Annotated in this window: 23 protein-coding genes and 2 pseudogenes; 11 read left to right on the top strand and 14 right to left on the bottom strand. The window is 36.6% G+C overall.

Annotation, left to right across the window (positions count from 1 at the left end):
• Positions 1-2: 2 nt before the first annotated feature.
• The gene (locus FEK29_RS13805) at positions 3-2,747 is read right to left on the bottom strand and encodes a TonB-dependent receptor (protein ID WP_240042758.1); all 2,745 of its coding nucleotides are present in this window, start codon (positions 2,745-2,747) and stop codon (positions 3-5) included.
• A 305-nt stretch (positions 2,748-3,052) separates the two neighbouring features.
• On the opposite strand from FEK29_RS13805, the gene FEK29_RS13800 reads away from it, so the two are divergent.
• The 3 genes from FEK29_RS13800 (at position 3,053) to FEK29_RS13790 (ending at position 7,763) form a co-directional block, all read left to right on the top strand.
• Complete coding sequence (locus tag FEK29_RS13800; RefSeq protein ID WP_138259030.1) at positions 3,053-4,672, top strand: vitamin K epoxide reductase family protein; 1,620 nt, start codon at positions 3,053-3,055, stop codon at positions 4,670-4,672.
• 371 nt (positions 4,673-5,043) lie between these two features.
• Entirely contained in the window at positions 5,044-7,242 is a 2,199-nt protein-coding gene (locus FEK29_RS13795) for a peptidase domain-containing ABC transporter (RefSeq protein ID WP_138259029.1), read from the top strand.
• Between the two features lie 8 nt (positions 7,243-7,250).
• Positions 7,251-7,763 (top strand): hypothetical protein, encoded by a 513-nt coding sequence (locus tag FEK29_RS13790; RefSeq protein WP_138259028.1) that lies wholly within the window; start codon positions 7,251-7,253, stop codon positions 7,761-7,763.
• An 83-nt stretch (positions 7,764-7,846) separates the two neighbouring features.
• On the opposite strand, the gene FEK29_RS13785 is transcribed toward FEK29_RS13790, so the two are convergent.
• From FEK29_RS13785 to FEK29_RS13760, 7 genes are all read right to left on the bottom strand, one after another.
• Complete coding sequence (locus tag FEK29_RS13785; RefSeq protein ID WP_138259027.1) at positions 7,847-8,146, bottom strand: helix-turn-helix domain-containing protein; 300 nt, start codon at positions 8,144-8,146, stop codon at positions 7,847-7,849.
• Between the two features lie 153 nt (positions 8,147-8,299).
• Complete coding sequence (locus FEK29_RS13780; RefSeq protein WP_138259026.1) at positions 8,300-9,778, bottom strand: hypothetical protein; 1,479 nt, start codon at positions 9,776-9,778, stop codon at positions 8,300-8,302.
• A gap of 116 nt (positions 9,779-9,894) precedes the next feature.
• Positions 9,895-11,130, bottom strand: coding sequence for a tyrosine-type recombinase/integrase (locus FEK29_RS13775; protein WP_138259025.1), 1,236 nt, complete (start codon positions 11,128-11,130; stop codon positions 9,895-9,897).
• Between the two features lie 124 nt (positions 11,131-11,254).
• Positions 11,255-12,874: a recombinase family protein gene (locus FEK29_RS13770; RefSeq protein ID WP_138259024.1), complete on the bottom strand. Its 1,620-nt coding sequence runs from the start codon at positions 12,872-12,874 to the stop codon at positions 11,255-11,257.
• On the bottom strand, positions 12,861-13,004 hold the full coding sequence (locus FEK29_RS17990; RefSeq protein WP_161595362.1) for a hypothetical protein: 144 nt from the start codon (positions 13,002-13,004) through the stop codon (positions 12,861-12,863). The genes FEK29_RS13770 and FEK29_RS17990 overlap by 14 nt, the downstream gene beginning before the upstream one ends.
• A 142-nt stretch (positions 13,005-13,146) precedes the next feature.
• Positions 13,147-13,809, bottom strand: coding sequence for a hypothetical protein (locus FEK29_RS13765; protein ID WP_138259023.1), 663 nt, complete (start codon positions 13,807-13,809; stop codon positions 13,147-13,149).
• A gap of 4 nt (positions 13,810-13,813) precedes the next feature.
• Positions 13,814-14,419, bottom strand: coding sequence for a hypothetical protein (locus FEK29_RS13760; RefSeq protein WP_138259022.1), 606 nt, complete (start codon positions 14,417-14,419; stop codon positions 13,814-13,816).
• Between the two features lie 116 nt (positions 14,420-14,535).
• Between FEK29_RS13760 and FEK29_RS13755 the strand changes: the two genes are divergently transcribed.
• The 6 genes from FEK29_RS13755 (at position 14,536) to FEK29_RS13730 (ending at position 18,398) form a co-directional block, all read left to right on the top strand.
• Entirely contained in the window at positions 14,536-14,778 is a 243-nt protein-coding gene (locus FEK29_RS13755) for a hypothetical protein (protein WP_138259021.1), read from the top strand.
• A 96-nt stretch (positions 14,779-14,874) separates the two neighbouring features.
• On the top strand, positions 14,875-15,204 hold the full coding sequence (locus FEK29_RS13750; protein WP_138259020.1) for a hypothetical protein: 330 nt from the start codon (positions 14,875-14,877) through the stop codon (positions 15,202-15,204).
• A gap of 11 nt (positions 15,205-15,215) precedes the next feature.
• Positions 15,216-16,484 carry a hypothetical protein gene (locus FEK29_RS13745; RefSeq protein ID WP_240042757.1) on the top strand — a complete coding sequence of 423 codons (1,269 nt, stop codon included), beginning with the start codon at positions 15,216-15,218 and terminating at the stop codon, positions 16,482-16,484.
• A gap of 2 nt (positions 16,485-16,486) precedes the next feature.
• On the top strand, positions 16,487-16,966 hold the full coding sequence (locus FEK29_RS13740; RefSeq protein ID WP_138259019.1) for a hypothetical protein: 480 nt from the start codon (positions 16,487-16,489) through the stop codon (positions 16,964-16,966).
• Positions 16,963-17,241, top strand: coding sequence for a hypothetical protein (locus FEK29_RS13735; protein ID WP_138259018.1), 279 nt, complete (start codon positions 16,963-16,965; stop codon positions 17,239-17,241). The genes FEK29_RS13740 and FEK29_RS13735 overlap by 4 nt, the downstream gene beginning before the upstream one ends.
• Positions 17,242-17,258: 17 nt before the next feature.
• Complete coding sequence (locus FEK29_RS13730; protein WP_161595361.1) at positions 17,259-18,398, top strand: glycosyltransferase; 1,140 nt, start codon at positions 17,259-17,261, stop codon at positions 18,396-18,398.
• Positions 18,399-18,552: 154 nt separating this feature from the next.
• Here FEK29_RS13730 and FEK29_RS13725 read toward each other — a convergent pair whose 3' ends face one another.
• The 6 genes from FEK29_RS13725 to FEK29_RS13700 form a co-directional block, all read right to left on the bottom strand.
• Positions 18,553-18,984 (bottom strand): nuclear transport factor 2 family protein, encoded by a 432-nt coding sequence (locus FEK29_RS13725; protein WP_138259016.1) that lies wholly within the window; start codon positions 18,982-18,984, stop codon positions 18,553-18,555.
• Between the two features lies 1 nt (position 18,985).
• A complete protein-coding gene (locus tag FEK29_RS13720; protein WP_138259015.1) occupies positions 18,986-19,858 on the bottom strand; it encodes an SDR family oxidoreductase in 873 nt (290 codons plus the stop codon).
• 100 nt (positions 19,859-19,958) lie between these two features.
• A complete protein-coding gene (locus tag FEK29_RS13715) occupies positions 19,959-20,864 on the bottom strand; it encodes an AraC family transcriptional regulator (RefSeq protein ID WP_138259014.1) in 906 nt (301 codons plus the stop codon).
• A 99-nt stretch (positions 20,865-20,963) separates the two neighbouring features.
• Positions 20,964-21,257, bottom strand: coding sequence for a hypothetical protein (locus FEK29_RS13710; protein ID WP_138259013.1), 294 nt, complete (start codon positions 21,255-21,257; stop codon positions 20,964-20,966).
• A gap of 4 nt (positions 21,258-21,261) precedes the next feature.
• Positions 21,262-21,606, bottom strand: a complete 345-nt coding sequence (locus FEK29_RS13705) for a DUF5655 domain-containing protein (RefSeq protein WP_138259012.1) — start codon at positions 21,604-21,606, stop codon at positions 21,262-21,264.
• Positions 21,607-21,699: 93 nt separating this feature from the next.
• Positions 21,700-22,221 carry a methyltransferase family protein gene (locus FEK29_RS13700; RefSeq protein WP_240042756.1) on the bottom strand — a complete coding sequence of 174 codons (522 nt, stop codon included), beginning with the start codon at positions 22,219-22,221 and terminating at the stop codon, positions 21,700-21,702.
• Positions 22,222-22,359: 138 nt separating this feature from the next.
• Here FEK29_RS13700 and FEK29_RS13695 point away from each other — a divergent pair.
• Together FEK29_RS13695 and FEK29_RS13690 are read left to right on the top strand one after the other, a co-directional pair.
• A pseudogene (locus tag FEK29_RS13695) lies at positions 22,360-23,714 on the top strand (IS3 family transposase).
• 41 nt (positions 23,715-23,755) lie between these two features.
• Positions 23,756-24,298: pseudogene (locus tag FEK29_RS13690) on the top strand (CatB-related O-acetyltransferase); the annotation flags it as partial.
• Positions 24,299-24,440: the final 142 nt, after the last annotated feature.

The following is a 24,440-nucleotide window of genomic DNA, read 5'->3' as shown; positions in this document are numbered from 1 at the left end:
TTTCAAAATTTAAAATTATAAGTAATAGATGGGATGGGAATAGCAAATATGGAACTCTGCAACGCCTTTACCTCGCCATTTTCCGTTACAAAAAACACGGAGTAGGGATTATTTCTTCCCAAAACATTATATACCGATATGGTCACAAAACTATGTGCCAGTTTGTTCTTCTTATGGTTGCCCTCAATATTTAATCCAAGGTCCAGGCGATAAAAATCCGGAATGCGGAATTCGTTCCTATCGCTAAAGGCCACAAAATCGGCATTGTTAAAACGAAAGGTACCAATGGGATAGGTAACCGGCCGTCCCGTTTGGTACACAAAGTTGGCCGACATACTGTATCTTCTGGTAAACCTGTAATTTGTGATAATGCTTACATCATGGGGTCTATCGAAATTGGATGGAAAAAAGTCACCATTATTAATACGTTCTTCGCTAAACTCGCTATCAAAACGATACAATGATCTAGAATAGGTATAACTGAGCCACCCGTTGATATCTCCCCGATTCTTCTTCGCCAAAAATTCCACTCCATACGCTTTGCCTTCCCCTTGCAGTACTTCGGTCTCCACATTCTCGTTCAGAAACAGGTCGGCCCCCGTTTTAAAGTCCAGCACATTGTCCATACCCTTGTAATAACCCTCCAGGCTCAATTCATATTCATTTTCCTTAAAGTTCTTGTAGAGTCCCAACGAGGCTTGATACCCTGTTTGAGGAGCAATATTCAAATCAGAAAGCTTCCAAGTATCTATAGGGGAAACAGTCGTATTGTTGGATAGTGTATGTAGGAATTGATACGAATTATTAAAACTGGCCTTAATGGAAAAATCGGGTGTAAAAAGATACCTAGCTGAAACCCGGGCCTCTGGCCCACCGTAGGTCTTTATTACCTCTGCCCCATCATAGGTTATGGTTTCCTGCACGGTGGATTCATTTTTAGGAAGCCCTTCTTGATAGCGCTGCTGTGTACCCGGACCCAAAGCGGCAAAAAAGGCATACCTTACCCCTAGATCCAATAAAAACTTTTCACTCAATTTGTATTCATTCCCCAAAAACAATGCTCCTTCCAAGGCTTGTTCATTATCAATTAAAATGGTGCTTACACTGGATTCATTCCCGTCCGGGCGAATACTTCCCGGGTTGACCGAATAATATTTGGCAGAAATACCATAATCCAGCGTATTCCTTTCATTCAGCAAGGTCCTAAACTTATATTTGAACTCGGTTTCATTGATGCTATAATCCAGCTTAAAATCCGTGTTTGCCTGTCCGTCAAAATCGATTCCAAAACCATAATTACTATTTCCCAGTACCATTGCCGTGGTTGACCTTTCACTGATTTTTCTGTCCCACCTCAAAGAAAATAACCTGTTATCATAATTGTAAAGTGAGTCTGAAGTGATACTAAAGGCGTCCCTACTGTAGTAGGCAGTGGCCTTTACTTCGTTGGCGTCATTGATTTTATGGTGATACTTTAGGATACCGTCAAAAAAACTGGCATTACTATTGTTTAAGGACGGTTCGTCCAAAGAGCGCAATATCCAATCTGCATAGGCGCCTCTTGCCCCAACCACAAGGGAGGATTTATCCCTGACTACGGGAATTTCAAGGGCCAAATTACCCGTCACGGGACCTATGGAACCTTCACCCGCCAATTTCTCCACGTTGCCGTTTTTTGTCCGTATATCAAAGACCGAGGAAAGTCGGCCCCCAAATTCCACCGGCATTGCACCTTTGTAAATGTTCACACCTTTTGTGGTAAAGGGATTTAATGCTTGAAAAATTCCGAAAAAATGTTGTGGATTGTATAGGACCGCATCGTCCAAAAGTACCAGGTTTTGGTCCGTTTTACCACCGCGCACGTTTAACCCCGTTGCCCCCTCGCCCGCGGAAGAAATCCCAGGAAGCGCCTTTGCAACCTGTAAAATATCGCGCTCCCCCAAAACCAAAGGAATATTTTTGGACGCTTCTGAATCGATCTGCTCACTTCCTGTATCGGCATCTTCCACGTTTCTGGCGGCGTCCGCCTGCACCACTACCTCATCCAATTGTTGCAGTCCCTCCTCCAACAACAAATCCAGATTACCGTCATTGTACATGATGACTTCACGCTCGGTAGAAGCAATACCCATAGCCCTAACAACCAATTTATTGTAACCGGCAGGAACTTGGATGGTAAAGTTTCCAGCACTGTCTGTTATCACAAACCTATCCATATCCTTTACTCGGATGGTTAAATCAGGAACTGGCTCTCGAGTTACTACGTTTACCGCCCTTCCGGACAATGTGTACTCAAATTGGAGATTATTTGGGTCTGACTTGCCAATGCGTGCAACAGGATATTTTTTCTCCTTTGGACTAACCTCTTCATTGTAAAAAGTAGGTGGCGGTGCATTTGATTTTTGCACAATCAAACTATCGCCTTCACCTTTTTCCAAATCATTAAAAAATCCATCTGGCAATTCATCATATATTATGGAATTGTTGATGATAAATATCCGTTTTTCATCTTCTTTTATGTAGTAATTATAGGCAGAGGATTCCAAAATGCCGTCAAGGACTTCGCTCACTTCCATAGCATTGTAACGTAAGGTCACCTTTTCGTCTTCCATCCTATCGTCCAAGAAAAAGAAACGGTAATCCGTCTTTGATTCAATGTCCAAAAGGGCATCCTTTAGCGGAATATTGGTATAGTTTCCAGAAATGTTGGTCGGTTCCTGACCATGACAGATGACGAATGCCGACAAAAACAAAATAGTCAGCAAGAAGTAGAGCTTATTTAATAGATAAAAATACACTTCCAAATATTAGATGGTGTTGAAAAGTTAAACAAATACATATAAGCAACTAATCCTTAGGGTATAATGGAATAGTCAAAAAACTAATATCAATATAATCTAAAGTTAACTTTTTTTAAACACGAAGTATTCATAAGTCAACAGATAAAAATGAAATTACAAAAATAATGTAGAATTAAAGTATTTTCTTACATATTATAAAGAAAAAATACTAATTTAAAAGCATTATTACTTACTTAAAAACTAAAATCGCCATGCAAAATGACCAGCTTTTTCTGTTCTTGAAAAACTTTTTATCAAAGCTTAATTTTAAAATCAATGCTAGCGAACTTAGATTTCAATTATTAAGCCATCCCTATTACCCTAGCCTAAATTCGGTAGTTGGAGTGCTGAACCATTTTGGAGTTAACAATTACCCCATTCAAATTGATGAAACCCCGGCTAATTTGAACGACCTACCAATGCGGTTTATAACCAAGACAAAGGAAAGCAATGCGTTTGTAATGGTTACAAAAAAGGGGGAGACAACAATAGAATTGACCTATGAAGATACCACCCATAAAAAGCTTACGATACATGAGTTCTTAGAAATTTGGGATGGTAAAGTGTTAATAGTAGAAAAGCTTACTAAGAAGGTTGGCTCGAACAAAGGAACTAAGCCTGCACTAATTGCATTGTCATTAGGAACATTAATTTTGTTAGGTTTGATTTTTTGGAATCTTGAAAATACATTGGAAAGGATACATTTCATTTCAACTCTATTGGGTCTTTTTGTAAGTATTTTAATAATCAACAAGCAATTCGGGGGAATGTCCCCTCTATTGGACAAGGTATGCCATTTTACGAGTATGACGGATTGTGACCGGGTAATTAACTCCAAGGAAATTTCCCTGCCTTATAATGTCGAATTGGGCGATTTGGCCATCATTTATTTTGGTTCTAATTTATTGTTCTGGATAGTATCAGTAATTATCGATATCGATACATCAATATTATTTTACTTAGCTATTTTATCGATTCCGATTACACTCTTTTCGATATACTATCAAAAACTAATCATTGAAAAATGGTGCACACTGTGTCTTGCAATTGTTGGAATTCTATGGCTTCAGTTCGGTGTTTTTTCTATTAACAATAACCTCTGGAATTTTAATGTTTGGCCAGATATAAATTCCATTCTATTCTTGGTAATTATATTAATTTATCTAATTATTATATGGTCTTTTGTCAAAAATTTCATTTCGAGTTATATAGAATTGGCAACTGATAAAATCAAATATTATAAGTTCAAATCGAATTTCGAGCTTTTCATACTTGCATACAATAGTGCCAGTAGATTAATGGATGGGGGTAGTTTAGAAGCCTACAATGAAATTAAAATAGGAAATCCAGCTTCTAAAACCCAAATCGTTATGATTACTAATCCAACCTGTAGTTATTGCAAGAGCGCCTATCCGGTTCTAAGAACTGCTGTAGAAAGGTTTCCCGAGCATGTAGGTTTGACCATACGCTTTTCGGCTGATACAAAGAATACCGACAGCTTAGGCTATAGAATAGCTAAACAACTGACTGCATTATATGAAAAAATACCGAAGAAGCAGGTAGCCCCAGTTTTAGATATTCTTAGGGGTAGTCAAAAGGAAATGTTGAATTGGCTTGAAGAATCACCGAAAGTAGAAGAACTTACTTTAGAAAAGGCTGATATGTTATTAGAAAAACAAAAAGAGTGGTGTACTAAAAACCAAATATTTTTTACGCCTTATGTTCTTATAAATGGGGCCCCACTTCCAAAACAATATGATATTTCGGACTTACCACTCGTTTTAAGCGATTTTATTGATTTACAAAACATGGAACTACAACTAGCAGTATAAAAAATGCCGATTACATATGGTTCAAAGAATTCGGCATGAACAATATCTTTTCGCGAAAGATGGACATAAACCTTGAGTGTCCCTAACTGTTCAAGGCAAAAATAATTTTAAATTTAATTACGATGAAAAAAATTAAAAGCTTCAAAATTCTGAGCAATCAGGAGCAGAAAAACATTTTTGGTGGTTCAGCAGGTGCATACAGGAATTGTTGTGATCCAGCAAACGATTGCTGTTATCCTATGAACCATGGTTATAACCCAAGTTGTGGCCTGAGTACACCGAGTCCATCATGCGAATTTTGGTATTCATCAAATGGTTGTTGTATCTAGTAATTGAAAGCCAAGGTTTAGGAAGGCCTTGGCTTTTTTCAAATGAGGTATAGAATTAAAAAACATAAAGTTCCTTTTTTTAAACAACGAGAGTCGAATGACTGTGGCCCCAGTTGTTTGAAATCCTTGCTCCTATATTTTGATAAGCAAGTAGATATCGAAATAATACGGAGCTATATGGATACGACCAGAGAGGGCAGTAGTCTCTTCAGTCTTACAAAAGCTGCGCACAAACTTGGTTTCATTTCGGAGGCCGCAAAACTAGTATTTACGGACTTATTTGATGTAAAACTGCCATGTATACTACATTGGAATCAGAACCATTATGTTGTTCTCTATAAAATAAAAAACTACTGTTTCTATATTATGGATCCGGCGATTGGTCATTTAAAAATTAATAAAGAAGGTTTTATTGGTCATTGGTGTAGAAATAACAAAGATAATTGTAGTGGTATCGCATTATTAATAGAACCAGATAAAGACTTTCATCTAATCAAGAATATTGATAATTCCTCCTCTATTAATTTTAAATTTTTAGTAAAGTACTTCAAAAATTACCAAAAACTAATTTTTCAATTGATTTTGGGGCTATTTGCCGGGACCTTATTGCAACTGTTTTTCCCCTTTTTAACTCAAAGCGTTGTAGATATTGGCATAAAAAACCAAGATATAGGTTTTGTGCATTTGGTCTTATTAGCCCAAATCTTTGTGTTTTTTGGTAGAACGGGCCTTGAAATATTGCGGGGATGGATTCTACTTCATCTTAGTACCAAGATAAGTATTTCATTGATTTCCGATTTTTTTCAAAAGCTTATGAATTTACCAATTGCCTTTTTCGACTCCAAAGTGACGGGTGATATCATACAACGGATTGGTGACCATAAAAGACTGGAGCGAATATTGACTACATCTACACTGAGCACATTTTTCTCAACTTTCAGTTTTCTAGCTTTTGGTTCAATTCTAGCATATTATAACATCCAGATTTTCATTGTATTCATAATTGGCACCTTGTTGTACTTCCTATGGACACTGCATTTTTTCAAAAGAAGGAAGGTACTGGATTACTTAAGATTCAAGGAATTCAGCAAGGAACAAAGCAAGGTGATCGAAATCATCAACGGCATGCAGGAAATCAAGTTGCACAATGCCGAGACTAGAATGAGATGGGGTTGGGAAAAAATCCAAATCAATCTTTTTAAGGTAGGAATAAAAAATCTCACACTGGAACAAAAGCAGTCCAGCGGTTCTATGCTAATCAACGAATTAAAAAACATATTAATAACTGTTCTATGTGCAAAACTGGTAATCGAAGGAGAAATAACCTTGGGTATGATGCTAGCCGTTGCATCCATTGTGGGTCAGCTGAATTCGCCGGTAAGTCAAATAATTTATTTTCTACGAGATATTCAGGATGCAAAAATCGCATTGGAGAGACTTGGGGAGATTCATAACAAAAATGATGAAGTAGATATGGACATTGGCAAGTCTCTTGTTAATGGAATCGAGGATTTGACCTTGAATAATGTAACCTTCAGATATACTCCAGAAAGTAAAATTATATTAAATGATATTAGTTTTAAAATTCCCAAAAACAAGGTAACAGCTATTGTAGGTGAGAGTGGTAGCGGAAAAACAACACTCTTAAAAATATTGATGCGATTCTATGTCCCTCAAGAAGGTTCTATAAAATTCGGGGCCACTAATCTAGAGTCTTTAAACCTTAAATCATGGAGAGATTACTGCGGAGCGGTAATGCAAGAGGGGTATTTATTCAATGACACTATAGCTAAAAATATAGCTTTTGGGATGGATAATTATGATCTTGAATCGGTTTTAAGTTCAGCTCGGATAGCAAACATACATGATTTCGTGTCAGAACTCCCTTTGGGTTACGAAACCGTAATCGGGGCTGAAGGCACTCAAATTAGTTCAGGGCAAAAACAACGGCTCCTGATAGCACGCGCTATATATAAAGACCCTAAACTTCTAATTTTTGATGAAGCCACTTCTTCTTTAGATACTATAAACGAAAGAATTATCGTGGAAAGGCTTAATAGGATTTTTAAAAACAAAACAGTGGTTGTTGTCGCTCATCGTCTCAGTACCGTAAAAAACGCAGACAATATCATCGTGTTGGACAAAGGTAAGATTATAGAATCAGGTTCGCATTCCGAACTCATCGCTAATAAAAAGGAATACTTTAATCTTATCAGAAATCAACTTGAACTCGGAAATTAGAATGTAAAATGGCACAGGAAAAGCATGACATAATAAGAAGTCCGGAGGTTCAAGATTTATTAGAAAAAAAATTAGGTTTTTTTCTTGGTTATGGCAATCTGCTTTTTATAATTTTTATAATTGCTGGCATAATTGCATCGAACGAGCTGAAATATCCTATTTACAGGTCTTATGATTTGCACTCTAGTTCTGTAAGTCCGTCTTTTGAAAACTCCAGGCCATTTTTTTTCATTAAAGTTCCCATTACCGACTTCGAAAAATTTGATATCAAAGAAAACATTACAAAAATAAATCTTGATAGGCAAGGCCAGATTTCGGAAATAGGAATTCTGGGTAATCAAATTGAATTTCAGAATGATGAAGTGTCCTACGAAGTCATATTAGCCAATGAAGATGCGATACCGAATAAAATCTTCGATAAGCCTTCAAATAAAGTTCTGCTAATTCTAGGAGAAACAAGCTTGTTCGAACAATTTTTTTCGCAGTTCAAAAAGAACGTTTCCCGTATAGATGATGTTTAGGTATAAGATTGACTTTTGTCTTAATCTTTTTTCGTTTTAAATGGATGCATTTAAACTAAAATACCAATGACTAAAATTAAAAATCAATATCGTGACCTTCTTACAAATTCATTTTTCCTAGCGAGTGCCAATAACTCTTTTTTTGAAAAGAAAATAGCACGTCCTATTTGATAGTAGGGTACAATTTTTTTCTTCTTCCAACTGATCAATGAGGTCACGGAGATACCTAAGAATTTGGCCGCTTCCTGTTGGGTGAGCCTGTCGTCCTCAGGATTGATAGAAGTTTCATTAATCAATTCTGTTTTACTTAGTTCTTCCAGGACCATTTTTACGGTTCTTTTCAAATCTTCCTTCGTGTGCGTGTAAAAAAGTATATTTCCCATATGTAGTGTATTTAAGCCGGATGAAAAAGCCGGATACCTAAATTGGGGACAAATTGGAAAAACTGGGTTACACTACCAGAATTAGTGCAGTAATCTTTTAAAACGTTCCCTATGATGGGATACTTGGGAGCAATCCAATTTTTGATGGTGCACTTAATCGTCAATCCTTAGGATGGAACGAACCCTCTTCCTAAGGGTATCATCGGGAAATAGGTGGTGTTCATCACTTGGAATTCGTATCAAAGAACTGTAACTAAAGCCATCCTTGCCCTTTTTTTCGTGGATATCATCATCAAGCGTACGGATAATCTGGGTCTTGTTACTTACCAAGTAACCCTTATCGGATAGGTAAAGTAATAATTTCGTAAAGTCCTTGGCATGTTCCGACTTAATAAAGGTCATTGGTTTGTATCCAAAGTTGTTCACTGTTCGTTTGGAATAATCCGTTTTATCATGGTACTCATAGGAGAAGGTACGATAGATAAAACTCTCTAAAGCCCTATCCCTCTCTTCGTCGATTCTTAATTTTATATATGCAAAAAATTCGAGTAAGGCCTTTTTCAGCTTTAATTGCGACCCATTTTTTGAAATTATGATTTGATATGGTGATGATTCCTCTTTTTCTATTTTTACCTCCTTGTTCAAATCCGATAATTTGAGGTTTTTCAGCCATTTTCTATATTCATAGGAACTGACCAATGGAGGTGATAGCGACTTTAATGTCCGAATGCCCATCTCCTTATCCTCGACAATCAATCCTTTTCTTTTTGCATAGGAGGTTAAATCCTGAAAAAAGCTATCCTTGATTAGTTGTTGAAGTTCGTCCAACAAAAACAATATCCTGGCCTTTAAAAGTGGAAAATACTTTTTGTTATGAAGCGAGTCCAAGACCAATCTTTTCCATTGCTCGAAACCCACAACTAAAGGCAACACCATTACTTCCCTTGTCATAAATGCCATCGGAAGGGACTGTTTCGATTTGCCCAAAAACATCTTTTTAATTTTTTCCCCTACCTTACAAAGACATTCATCCAAAGACAGTTTTAAGGAGTTTACTTCCCTTTCTACCTTCACACGAAGGTAATTGATGGCATGACCATAGAAGGGAAGCGAATTCTCATTGGGAAAGTCGTAGACAGGAAAGCAAAGCCGTTCCTCCAGGGACATCAAATGCAACAAACGTTCATAATCGACTTCAGGTTCGATTAGACATCCCTTGGCCCTATAATGAAACAAAAATCGATCAACCGAATCCATAGAGTCTACCTCGTCTTGCAAAAATTTGATGGACCCATAACCCATTCGGAAGAATTTTATGCAATCCTTTCCAAATCTGTCGGGCAGTAATGGTCCCTCTACTGGTTCATTGGAAGGTGCAACTTCCCTAGGTTCAGTGGGGAGGTACTTTTTAGGTTTCAAGGCAGAAAAATCAAATATTATGTCCAAGTTGGCCAAGAGGATATCATCCTTGATATTTTCCAGTAACCATCCTAACAAGTGATAGTACTGATAGGGACTTAGATTTTTAATCTTTATTCTGGTGAACTCCTTGAACTCTTTGGTTTGGAAGTCACTGAAGAAAAACAGAATAATCGAATCGAAGGATTCTTCTATATTTAGGGATTTGGCCAAAAGCGATTCGTTTGAAAATTGTCCTATTCAAACGGGATTATTAGAAAAATCTTATATATACAATTGGAATAGAGCTATTTGACCGATTTCTAAGTATAATTATGGGAAGGAAATAATTATATGTTGTTCCACGCCTTGGACATTTCCTCCTGCTTAAGGTTTTCAGCTATTTTGACATAACGCCGAAAGGTTTCTTCCTTTTTATGTCCCGTAATATTTCGTACTACCATTTCCTTCATACCTAAAACCAGACTATTGGTCACAAACGTTTTTCTGGCAGTATGACTTGTTATAAGCTCATATTTTGGAACGGTCTTATCCAATCGTTTTGTACCTCGATACCGTGTTATAGAAGTGGGGGTATCAATTCCTGCTAATCGACAGCATTCCTTGACATAAGAATTGAATTTTTGCGGGGAGATTATGGGCAGAGGTTCCCATATCGTATCCCGATATCTTTGTAATATGGATTTTGCATATTCGTTTAATGGAATCCGATGATCTATGGTCCGGGTCTTTTGAATGTTAAGCTTAATCTCGTTCTCCATGATGTTTGATGGCCTAAGGTTTTTTAAATCCGAAAATCTTAAGCCTGTAAAGCATCCAAAACAATATACATCCCGAACCCTACTTAATTTCTCTTTTTCAAAATCGTGATGGTACAGTTTCATCAATTCATCAAGGGTCAAATAAATTACCTCAATTTCCTCTTCTGGAGCTTGAAATTTCAAAAAGTCCAAATTTTCATGGTAATCATTTTCCATGGCCCACCGCATAAATGTTTTTAACGTTGTAATTAACCTTGAGAAATAATTGTTTTTTGTTTTCTTTTCTACAAAACAGAATTCCTGAAACTTCGCAAAAAACTCCTTGTTAATGGTATCAAAACGCAGGGGATATTTTTTCCTTTCGCTGAAATCCTTAAATACGTTCAAGGCAGTCACATAAGATTTAATGGTTCTTTCAGCCTTTGTGATTTTTGATGTATCAATAAATTCTTGAAACGAATCAATGAAGTTATGAGTTATTTCAACTGGCGACTTATCATCCAGTTTATCCAGTATATAGTCTTTAGTTGGCACTATTTCGTTTAAGAGAATTAATCGAAAAATCGTTTTTAATTTTTGATCAAGTTCTTCAATTGTTTTGTTGTATTCAATATGATAGTTATAAGGTTCTTTTTTCAATGGCGGCTTGACCCGTTGTAAGTTTCCATTCCAATCCTTAGGCATTACTTTCACCCCTTTTATCTTACGTCGAATTCTTTCCCCACCAAAAGTGATACTATAGAAAATAGGCGCGTTGCCTTGTTTATCCAACTTACTCTCAATTATATAGTAGATAACTTGCATCAGCGTTGAAATAGATTTAAATGGATAAAATTGGTGTCATATTTGGTGTCAAAAAAAATCCGATATATAAATTTAATCAATTTAAATTGATTTATTATCATCAATAAACACAGTATTTGAGCGTTTAAATAGGTTTTAAGGAAAATAAAACGATTGGTACTCCCGCCTCGAGTACTAAACGGGAATAATCTGAATTTTCAGTTTTATTCCCGTTTTTTTTATGCTTGTTTTTTACTGATAATGAAGGGATTACGCTGAAAATTGAATTTATTCTTGTGGTTCGATAATCGTCATTTTTGAAGTCATACAGAATCCCGTCCGGAAACACCATTTTTTGAATACTTCTCTTTACCTCTAAATCGCCAGAATCCCACAATTCAGGGAGTTTTAGGGAATATTTCAATGATAAATCAATGGCTTTTTCAAGGTTCGATAAATTAAAACCATTGCTATACAAACTTTCCTCAATTTCGTACTTCTCGGCTTCTAGCTTTTGCTTGAACTTCTCGTATTGACCTTGTGAGATTTCCTCAAAAACGTATCGCTCTTCCAATCTTTCTAGCTTGGTTGCAAGTTCTAATATTTGTTTTTGCTGAACTGCGGTCTCTTGAATTTTTGCTTCATGTTCAGCCTTGAAAGTGTAATACATGATCTCCTTCATCGGGGCGATGTATTTCTTATCTTGAATTTGATAGTTCTTCAAAAGGTCTGTGAACTTCTCGTGCATCACTTTGGCACTTCTATTTTCTTTTGCTCCGATTCGGTTGTTCTTGTAATAGTATAAACCTTTCTTTCTAACCAAATAGCCTGTGTAAGGTGTGTCACAATCTGCTGAACGAACGAATTGCTTTAAAGGAAGGTGTTCGCAATCTGCATTGCGTTTCTCTCCGTATCCACGCTTGTTTAATAGTTTGTGAATCTTCAGGAATATTTCTTTTGATACTAAGCCCTCATGTTTTCCTTCTACTACTTCTCCGGGGATGTGAGAGCTTACTACTAAACCACAATAGAATGGGTTTCTAAAAAGGTCGCTCAATTTCTTGGCTGTTACCTTTAATCCCTTCTTAGCTAATCGGTCGGAGATTTCATTGTGGGTTATGTCTTCGTTTGCCTTCCATATAAATGCATGTCTCAATAATTCTCCGTCTTCATTGATTACAATGTCCTGTTCTTTTCCTTTACCCGGATTAAGATTGGTGTAGCCAAATGGAATAGTTCCGATCCAATATCCTTTTCGAAGTTTCTCACGCATTCCTGATACCGACTTGTCTCTTCTCAATTCATTATCGAATTGACTAAACATGTAGTACAGGTTTTGTTGAAAGGATCCTGCTGCGGTCATGGCATCCACTTCCTGAGTAGCTGAAAGTGTTACAATTCCCTGCTGCTTTAATGTATCACTGATATAAGCTCCGTTTGCTCCAGTTCTTGAAAATCTATCGTAAGAATATACGATGATGTATGAAATGTCTTTTCTTCTTTTAACGAAAGTCAGCATCTTCTGAAATTGCTTTCTTTCATCGCTTTTGGCAGATTCGTAGGTTCCACCGAAATACTCTATTACTTCAATATTTTTCCGCTTTGCGAATTCTAAACAATACTTCTTTTGAGTTTCTAAACTGGCATTGTTTTCAGCTTGTTCTTTGGTCGATACCCTTGTGTAGATTACTGCTTTTCCATCAGTATTTATCGACTGCCCTTTTGATTGCTTCGCAAATGGCTTAAAAATATCAAGGTTCTTCATAATCTTCTTTTTTCGATATATGTTTTACAATGATTCCACAAAAACACTCTAAAGTTTCAATTACATGTTTTGCTTCATCTTCCTTTATTTCTTCAAATCCCGGAAAAGCTCTAAGTCTCTCCGGTGTCATTTTTTCTGCTTTTAGAATTTTTCGATACGTTTCCGCATGAGATCCATTTTCTCTCGTTTGCATTTTCCTTCACTTCGCCAATCCCTCAAATCTTTTGATAAGACCAGTGTTTGTGATGTTGCCTGAATATTTCTCAAAGCTTTCATAACTTTTGTTTTACAACTCTATTAATATGTACCGCCTTACCGTCTTCCTGGTTGATGGAAATACTTTGGAAGGCAGCATCTCTCATTATGTCAATTACCCTTTTGTCAATAGGCATTTTCTCTTCGCATTCCACTCTATCAAGCTGACCTTTGCGTTTGATTACTTTAACACTGTGGTAGTTCTTGTTTTGTATAAAATCCAAAGCTTTAGATTCCTTTTGTTCAATGGCTATCAGATTCAATTCCTTTGCCCAAAGGTATATTCCCGGAAAAACCTCCTTTATTAATTCTGCAAGATGGATTACAAAACAGCCTATTCCATGTAAACTTTCAATCAGCTTTCCACTCTTATCAAATGTGATAAGGATGGATTTTTCACTCACCAACACATCCAACACACGGCTTTCTAAATAACTAAGCCATATACCATTTCTGTTAGTTTGTTCGTTAAGCGATGACGATAATTTTTGAATGGCAGTTTGATTCAAATTAAAATCGGATGCCTGAAATAGAATTGCTTCATTAATACCATCAATAAATGAAAGGCTTGCATTTTGATCAGAAGACAATAAAACACAGTCCACCTTTTTGTTTCGCAAACAAAAAAGCAGTTGCTCCAATGGAGATTGACCAGTTGCTATGTGATTATTGCTCTTCATAATCCTACTTCTTCTTTTTGTAAACTTCAATCAGTTCGCATTGTGCCTGATACAAACGCTCGTCTTTCTCTTTGATTTGAGCATGTGCGTCATTGAGCTGTGAAGTCATGTTTGCGATTATTTTTTTTAATTCGCTGACTTCGTCCTTGAATTTGCTGTTTTCCTTTTCTAGCAGCTCATACTTGGTTTGCAACTGTCTGATATGTTCTCTTAACTCCGGTGGAGCTTGATTGATTAGCTTCTCTACATTGTAGAAGTCTCCATGAACAACTCCGTCATTTTTGGAAACATTCTTACCAACCATCACATCCTGATTATCCCCTGAAATTGTTGGATTAATGTTCAGCTCACTGTATTCGATTGGCTCCTTTTGATTCTCAAACTTTAGAAAATAGTTTGCATTCAGGTCGAAATCGTTTACAATTTTAGTTAACTGCGTGAGTGAGGCATTTCTATTTCCTGACTTAATTTGAGAGAATACTGTGGGATTCTCTTCCATTTTAGCAGAAAATTCACGCTGATTTTTTAGCGTATGCACTCGCATAAGATGTTCTATTGCAGACACATATCGCTCATTCAGCATCTCTCTGGTAATTTCTTTATCAACCATAGTTTACCATTTTTATCAATTTAATTTGTATTAGTTTACTAATTTAGTATATCTTTGCAGCAAAGATAGATATTTTTATTTATTAAAGGTAAACAAATTTACAAAATATTTACAACATGTTTACACGAGAAGAAATAAAAGGGTTCAAAGATGAGCTTCCTTTGAAAGGAATACAGATGATAAAAAGCCGTACAGGTATCTCACGTCCAACGATTTATAAGTTTTTGGAAGGAGAAGAAATACGCCTTCACCTCGCTGAAAAAATTTGGAAAGAAGGTTGGTTAATCATCCAAGAAATGAAAGAAAAGCGTGCCGAATTAAAACGTCATGCCGAAGAAGTGCTAAACAAAGAATACTAATTCAGTTTATGAAAGTTATACAAAATAGTAAATATCATGCTTTCCTTTCAGAGTTGAAGGCATTGATTGAACAGGTAAAGGAAACAAACCCTTCTTATGGTCAGACCTGCTAACATATTTTTCAAGGTTTTGACTGGTGAAGGGCGTTCACTAGAAGAAGATTGCTTGCAATTCAGTCTTCCTAAAGGCGTAAAGAACGGTGAATGGCACAGCTTCCAATCTGAACTGGGCTGTATGCTTTATAAAAATCCTTTACCCTTCTATAAGCAAGGTCTTCAAATTTATGTTGCTCAATTCGATGCAGCAGACATTACAACATCCTATCAAGAAATTATTTGGGTGAAGCGATTCAGGTTGGTAAGACAAGCCACGAACCTGGACTTAAAACCCTTCGGAATATATCGAGCGATAGCTCATGTCATTTAAAATATATCATCATGTTGGTCATCAATTATTCAATCTCCTATAAAGCACTGGATCAGTTCGTGGAATACCACAACGATTCACATGAGGCTTTATCGGATAAGATCAAAGCAAGTGTACTGCTAACCGCCAAGGAAATCATTCGCATTTACGGAGCCTTTTTAATCAAGGCAAATGGCATTATGGAGCTAACGGCTGAAAACCTGCCGGCTCTAAAAACAAACAATTCTCAATTAGCAGGATTGGTCAAGGTAAGCCCAAGAACCATTCAAAGACATATCATCAAACTACAAGAAGCAGATATTATCACAGGCAAGGAGTTTTGCGGAAGCAATAGCGGATATGAATTGTTGATAAACCCTAAAATACTGTTAGCAAGGTGTCGAAAAGACCTTTTGGAAGCCGAAAAGGAGTTGCAGGAAGCAAAACAAAAAGACCTTGAAAATCAATCAATTAAAAATGAGGGTACGACAAATTGTCCTCATACATACACTAGAAACAATAGTTACAATAAAAATAATTTAATAATAGGTGTAGATAACTCCAACGGTTCATCTCCTGATCAGAGAAGAACTGGCAACCAAAGAAATCGGAGTTCGCTATCGCTCACGGAAATTTTAAATAAAGCAGGTTACCCTACTGGAAACATTTTAACTGGAAACACCGGGGGAAAAGTTGCGAAAATTTCTAAAGATACCGGGGGAAAAGTGCGAAAGCGAGCCAATAATGAACAAAACTGGAAACAACAGGACGGTTCGGCTCGCAGCACTTCCCTTAATTTTTATGCAGAAAGCTTGTGGAAACTGGCGAAAAACCTTTTGTACAGGGATGTTTTTCTGACTGAATTTCAGGAAAACCAAGCCAAAGAGATGCTTGTCAAGTGGTATGAGCCTGTTTCCGACAAGTTTTTATCCAATGTGCATCAAAATTATTGCGAACGGGTTTACCTCGTTCGAGATTTTGTTGCCAAGGATCCCGAAAAGCGTTTTGTGCAACTTCCATATCGCTATTTCGACACCAATAACCCTTCCGGATTCACCGGAACCAAAAAGTGGCTTCAAAAACACTTGGAACGCAAAGAGGAAGTCCGCAAAAAACTCATTCTCCATGCTCAAATCAAAAAGTATTTGAACAACGAGAAAAAAACAGATTCCAATCGAAAGTCTTCGCTTCAGGTGTATCGAGAATGCGAAACACGAATCGGCAAACTGGGCGATCAATCTCTATTGCACCTATTTCATGCTGCGGTGCTCAAACCGGAAGTTATTCATCAAATCAGATAGATATGCTAGGAAAGAAAAAAGGAATCAAAGAGAGCCTTAAAAACTATATGGAGAATGTAACCATAGATGTTTTTGGCTATGAAAAGAAAGTCATTAGCAATGTACAGGGCTATTTTCAGGTGCAATCCAAGAATTATCGACTTTCTAAAGAAGATATGATTGTAGAAATCGGCTTGCAAAACAAACAATGTAAAGCCCGATTGATCACAGAAATAGAAATGCTCTATGCTATTCCCACACCTGAATTAATCGACTTTTTTGCAGGTGATGGTATGGCAACGGCATTAGGTTTACAGCCTATTGTTGAGAAGCGAGTGAGTGATTATTTGCAGCATCTCGCCATTGCTCATGCTATCCCACCTGAAAAGGTCAATGCTAAAATTCAGCTTCAAGACAACCTGGTAAAGGTTTTCTTATGCCATGGTGAAAAGCACCATAGCCTTATTCCATTGAAAACATTAATAAAACAATTTAAACCATGACAGCACCCAAAGAAGGTTGGAAATTAAAAAGGGATTCCCTTTCAAAACTGCTCATCTATTTCAAAGATGGCAATGTAAGAACGCTATGGTCATTGGACTGGAAGCACAAGTATTCCAAGTTCCTGGACCGAAATTTAGGTTTAGCAAGACTTAGAAAGAAAGTAACGGAATACGGCACAAAAGCCGATGCTGCCATCATTTATGACAAACAAACCGGTAACGAGATTGAAAAGTATTTCGAGGGAACCCCGGTAAAAAAAGACGTGAACTCATGAGAAATTTAAAAGAACTATTGGAGCGATTAAACAGCTCCCTTTCCTTCGAGGAAAAATACCCTGAACTACAAGATGAAGCTGAAAAAGTGCATGTGCTGTATGTGGCTCCTTGTATGAATGCTTCGGGTTATTACAGAATGATTGCACCTGCTTTGGAGCTCAATAAAACCAAGTCGCATAAAGCTGTTGTGAATCAAATTCACAAATGGAACTTCAACAAAAAGCATGATGAATACGATACTCCGGTTGATGAACGATTAATTCGTTGGGCTGACTACATCGTATTTCCTACCTTCTTTACAGATATTCAACCCATCATTGAAGGTATTGTTTCCATTAATGACCGCATTCAGTTTGTAATGGATATTGATTGTCATTATTTCAATTTTCCTGACTATCATCCCGGAATAAAAAAGTACCCAAAAGAGCAACTGGATAAGCTATTGGAGAACCTTTCCAAAATGGATGCGATAACAGCTCCAACCAATGGAATATTGGAAGCCATTGAAGATAAGTTGGAAGTCGCTTTTCCTGATTCGGATCCGATGTTTGCTTTTGTTCCCAACTTACTTTCTAATCAAGCTTATGCCGAAGTTCCTCAAATCAACAAGAATAATGGTAAAACTGTAAGACTGGGAATCATTACCAATCCTTCACAATCGGAAGATGTTAAAAGCATTTTACCTGTTTTGCAGGAAGTATTGAAAGACCAAAATGCGGAACTCTTCATTTTTGGTTGGAATGGAAAACTCAAAGACGAAAACAGCCTTGGTGATTTAACTTTCAAATTCGTGAAGCCAGTGTCTTTTTTAGAATATCCCACTAAGTTGAATAAGCTCGCCTTGGATGTAATACTTCACCCCATGAACGACCATCTATTTAATACGGAAGGAAAATCATTTGTAAAGTATTTGGAGGCTGCTGCTTTTGCAATTCCTATGATAAGTTCTTCTCTTTTTCCTTATTCTGAAATCATCAAGCATGGTGAAAATGGCATGCTTGCGAAAAATGAAAATGAGTGGAAAGAGCAATTACAGAAATTGATTACTGATGCTCAATTACGCACCGACATTGGACGAGAAGCTTTAAAGTATGCGTGGAAGAATTGGAGCTACAACAAGTCCACAATGGAGATTTATAAGGAGTTGTTTATTTAACGGTCTTGTATATGAAAAGTAGCGGATTTTTGAGCACTAACTTTTCGGAAAGCAATATACTTAAATAAAGGCAAAAGCGGTTCAGGTTAGCCCCAAAACCGCTATTTTTTTATATACGTTGTTGGCAATAGTTATTACTCCATTTCCTCAATACTTATTTCAAATCGAGATTTCCAGTCATATACTTTAGATTATACTTGAATTTGTCAATTTTCCATCGTTTCATATTTTTAACTAAATGTAAATTGTAACTCCCAACAAATTCTCGAGTTTTTCCTTTGATTGCCGATTCTTTAAAATGTGTAGCAGTTGCGTAAATAAAAACTTCTGCCGAATTATTGCTGATTTTAACCAAATGATTTCCTGCTAAATGGTTTATGGAATCTATACCTTCAAATCCTTGTTTCCATTCATTACAAATGTCAATAGAACTCTTCTTGGAAATTTCTCCACCAAGTGAGGACATATCAAAGTCAACGAGCTCTGAAAACACTTCTTTTTGAAGTTTTTTCCATTCTTGATTATCCGTATAGATAAACAGTTTATGAACTATTTCAATGATTTGCTCTTTAACAGTAAATTCCATTTTATTTATTTATTTTCAACATTCCTTCATTTCCAAAAGCAGAATAAATTCCAAAAGTTACATTGTCCAACATTTCATTATAATTGGTAATGTGTTCTCCCATTCCCATATAATCAACTACAGTTCGCATAGGTTTTTCTCCGTAAGGAATCGCAATAAGATTTGTAATGGCATCTGCAACTTTTTGTGGCCTTTGCTCTGTATTTGCTTCTAAAGCCTGTTCAAATCCATCAAACATAGCTTTTGGTGCTTGCATAAAGTCACCATAGGCTTCGTCTCTGCTGTTGTCGCTAGGCTTTTTTAAGTTTTCCATAAATGTTGTTGGAAAACCTCCTGGTTCAATAATACTAGATTCAATTCCAAATGCAGATAACTCTGTTCTGTAATTTTCTGCGATAGCCTCCAATGCCCATTTGGAAGCATTGTAAACACCGTAAAAAGGTAAAGTCATTCTACCTAACAAACTTGAAGTATAGATTACTGTTCCTTTTCCTTGTTTTCTAAAATGTGGTAAAGTTGCTCGCATTACACGCTGAACGCCAAAAACATTTACATCAAACACATATTTCATATCGTCTGGTGTAAAATGTTCTTGCATCCCAAATACACCAACTCCTGCATTGTTAATCAAAACATCCAAACCATTTAATAAATCAATAGCGTTTTTAACACCTTTGTTTACGCTTTCTTCATTGGTAACATCCATTTCTACTAAATGAACGCCAATTGATTTTAGAGAATCAGCAACTTTTTCATTTTTCCCTTTGGTTGAACGCATTGTTCCAACAACTTTGTATCCTTTTTCAATAAGAGATTGGCAAGTTAAAAATCCAAATCCTCCACTTGCTCCTGTAATCAATATTCTTTGTTCCATTGTTCTATGTTTTAAAATTTATAGAGCAAAGTTGAGTCAAAAGGAAGTATTTTATATAACCTTAATTAAACAAGAAATGACCAATTTCAAAGATTTACAACTATTGGTTAGATTTTCGGAATGTAGTTGGTGAAATTTGTGTGTGTTTTTTAAAAAACCGACTGAAATGAGTGGGTTCACTGAATCCTAATTTGTACGCTATTTCCTTTGAAGAATAGGTAGTGTTTTTGAGCAATGATTTGGCTACTGACAATGTTCGTTTAGAAATCCAATCGTTTACAGTTCTACCTGTTTTACTTTTTATTACAGAATTTAAATAATTTGGGTGTAAATTTAATTCGTTGGCATAATCTTGTACTTGAAAGGCGATAGTTAGTCCTTTTGAAGTTGCTATTTTAAACTCTCGTTCCAATAAAATTTTAAAGGATTTAACAATTTGAGAATTTCTTCCTCCTTCTTCTAATGGATTGTACGATAGCCAAAAATTTTCTTTTATTTTTAGAAGTAATACAACAAAAAGGTTTCCAAGAATTTTGTTCTTGTATTCAGATTGTTTTTTGAACTCTTTGAATATTTGTTTGTAAAGAATTTCAAATTCACTAAAGTCATTCTGCAACATTTTTTTTGGTGGAACTGTTTCTGCTAATAAAAACGGAAATTCACCAAAAATATCTGGGTGAACATTCTCTCTTAAAAAACTCTCTGTTAATGTGATAATATAGGCGTCTTTAGAGTTTTCTATTTCAAAGGATTTAATATGTCCGGGATTTGTAAAATATATGGTTTGTGAATCAAAAGGAAATATTTTATCATCAATGGTATATTTTCCAGAACCTTCTTTTATAAATACAAAAGAAAAATAATCGGCTCTAAAAACTGGTGATTTAAAAGGTGTTTTAGAATGAATAGCAGGTAAAAAATGAATCGTAAAGTCCATTTCTTGCTCAATTGGTAAATTCAGCGATTTATACAAGTCCGAAATTTTATGGTGGACTATTAATTCCATTTGAGTTCGTATTTTTTAACGGTCGCGTGTATGTGGCGTAGCCTGCCGATAGGTGGCTATGACATATACACAGTGTTAGGTAGCGTTTTTTTTACTTTTTTAGGTTAATAATCCGCAAATCAGCCCACCAATTAACCCCAATGCCATTATTGGTTTAAATGCCTTCGTTATCAAAGCATCTGGAAAACTCATTACTCCGCCAATTATTAATCCCTTCAACCAACCCTGTATTGGCAAGTCAATGTTGAAAATAATAAACCCAATAGAAAACCTATTTACAAATGAAGCAATAATTGCTTTTTGCTTATCTTCAAATTCCATAAAGAACATTGGTATTATTGAGGTAATTCCAAAAATTGTCCCAGCAATCAAACCTTTGATAATATTATTCATATTTTCAACTTTTTAATTCGTAGGCAGATTTTAGCCAACTTATCAATTCTTTGTCAACATCATTAAGTTTTTCCAATTTAACTATATGCTTAAATCTGTTAGCAGATATTTTTTCAATTTTTTGTATTCTTTCACTCTCAATTTCAAAGTTTGTGTGAATTTTCAACAAGAGGTAGTTTTTCCGTGAGTAAACTCCAGCAAATCCCGATTTACTGTCCAAATGAATGCTTGACTTTTTAGGTAATTGAGTTACTGTTCCAAATTTTTCGCATTCGGTTATTAGTTTCTCGTAGATTTTGGAAACTATTGGTTCTTTATTTATCAAGTGGTCATTAACCGTATATTCCATTTGTTTGTTTTTTCGTAATGCTACCTAACGGTTTGGCTATGGCACGTGTCCCTCAGGGCATATGCTATAGCCGTTGTTGTAGCCAGTTTTTTTTTAAATCCATCTTCTTACTTTGTTTGCGTAATCTTCGTAATCTTTCCCAAATTCTCGCTTTAAAAATTCTTCTTCTAATCGAATTTGAGTATTGATACTTATTGTTGATAGTGAGATTATCAATAGGGTAAACGCATTTGGTATTATCAGAAACAAACCGATATTCGCAACCATTATTCCAAGAAAAATCGGGTTTCTTGAAATTGAAAACATTCCGTTCGTCACGAGTTTAGCCTTGTTTTCTTCATCAATTCCTATTCTCCAAGAATTTGCCATATGGGTTTGTGCAATCCAAACAAGAATCAAAGAAACAATTAGAAAACCCCAACCAATTTTTTGCAAAGTTTCATTCTCTAAATACCAAAAAGGGAGTAAATATTCGTACCACTCATTTTTGAAGGCATATAACCCGACTATTAACAACTCGAGAATGGATATTATCGTGAATATTTTACCGTTGAATCCGTGAGCATCATCGGTTTTGTTAAAGGTTAATGGATTAATTCCTGTCTTCTTCCACAACAAAACTGACCTAACCACAAATACCAACAGAAAATATATTATTAAGTTGTAAGGCGTCAGCGGAAGTTGGACTAAAGTTAGTATTTTTTAATGGAGACTTTAAGAGTGATCAGAGAGTCTCCCAACACTTTAGTCAAAATGAAAAGAGGACCAGGAAGGCCCAAGAAATCAGAGGCCATTATCAAGGATGTAAAACGACGTACCAAGCGTCAGTTTAACCCAGAAGAAAAGATTGCCATAGTATTGGAAGGCATGAGCGGAGAAGAGTCTATAGCAGCGCTTTGCCGCAGAGAGGGTATAGCACAGTCTGTATACTATAAATGGAGCAAAGCTTTTATGGAAGCTGGCAAAGCCCGTTTAAATGGGGACACCAAGCGTGAAGCAGACTCGGATGAAGTAAACGCCATGCGCAATGAAAATGCAGAGCTCAAGGAAGCACTAGCAGAACAGATGTTGCGCAACCGCTTTTTAAAAAAGCTCTCGAAGGGCATGGAATAGATCCTTATCAGCGCTACATGAGATACACAAAAGATGAAAAGATGGAGATCATTCAGATCGCAGAGCGGTCTGAACTCCCTCTTAAGCGAACGATAAAGGAACTAGGCGTGAGTAAGTCAACTTTCTATAACTGGTACAACAAGTACCTAGAGGGCGGACCTGATGCGCTGGAAGACAAGAAAAGCCGTAGCACCTGGAACAAAATCCCAGAAAGCTACAAGAGCAAAGTCATTGAGGTCGCTTTAGAACGTGCGGACGACTCTCCTAGAGAGGTAGCTACCTTTATGACAGACCATAATGGACACTTCATCTCTGAGAGTTCTGTATACCGGATACTCAAGGCTGCGAACTTGATTACTAGCCCCAACCACATCCTGATTAAGGCGGCTAACGAGTTCAAGGACAAGACCACCCGCATCCATCAGATGTGGCAAACGGACTTTACCTACTTCAAGGTTGTGGGAGTTGGCTGGTATTACCTCTCCAGCATTATGGACGACCACTCACGGTTTATCATACATCATGAGCTATGCTCAACTATGCAGACACCAGATGTGGCACGTAATGTAGAAGCTGCCCTTGAAAAGACAGGGCTCCCAAATGACAGACGCCCTAAGATCTTATCTGATAACGGATCGTGCTACGTCTCCCATGACATCAAGTCTTTTATGAAGGAAAAGGGCATTACTCAGGTTCATGGAGCGCCTATGCATCCACAAACGCAAGGAAAAATAGAGCGCTACCACAGATCAATGAAAAACGTAGTAAAACTACATCACTACTACAGCTTCTCTGATCTTCAGCGTGCCATAGACGAGTACATTGAGTACTACAACAATGAACGCTACCATGAGTCACTTAACAACTGTACACCGGCAAGTGTGTACAACGGAACACATCACAAAATCTTGGAACAACGTAAAATTTTAAAACAGAAATCTATGCAGAAAAGAAGAAGGAATCATCAGCGCTTTAAAGCCGCAAATATTTTGTAAATTACTCTCTACTTAAGATGTCCAACTTCTTTGAAAACGTACATTATTCTGGTTATTATCACGGTCATTCATTTGACGATTGTGCTCGTTATCTGTTTCCGGACAGGAATGATGTCGATAAACTAATTATCGGTTCTTATTGTTCAATAGGGAGCGGTGCAAGTTTCATAATGGCAGGTAATCAAGGTCATAAATATGATTGGATTTCCAGTTTTCCATTTTTTTATATGTCTGAATTTGATGTTTTCAGTAAAAGCCAAGATGGATTTCAAAAAGCAGGAGATACAGTTGTTGGGAATGATGTTTGGATTGGTAGTGAAGCTATGATAATGCCAGGAGTTCAGATAGGAGATGGAGCTGTTATTGGCAGTCGTGCTTTGGTTACAAAAGATGTTGAACCTTATTCAATTGTAGGGGGAAATCCAGCCAAATTGATAAAAAAGAGATTTAGTGATGATGACATCCAAAAATTGCAGGAAATGAAATGGTGGGAATGGGATGAAGAAACCCTTTTTGAAGCAATGCCAATTCTTTGTTCAAATAAAATCGATTTGTTGTACAAGTTTTTTAGAAAAATGAAATGATAAAAAGAAGGTTCCGAAATTCGGAGCCTTTTTGTTTTAACTGCGTTTGCGGCTAAAATTACACATAACGGTCAAGTATAAGCGTAGTGCGGGATTTCAGAGCGATTCACTATCCGCATCCCACAAAGTTTCTTAGGAAGAA

Origin of the sequence: Maribacter aurantiacus, from assembly GCF_005780245.1 — a bacterium.
Classification (GTDB): domain Bacteria; phylum Bacteroidota; class Bacteroidia; order Flavobacteriales; family Flavobacteriaceae; genus Maribacter; species Maribacter flavus.
This window is presented reverse-complemented; position numbering and strand designations above follow the sequence as displayed.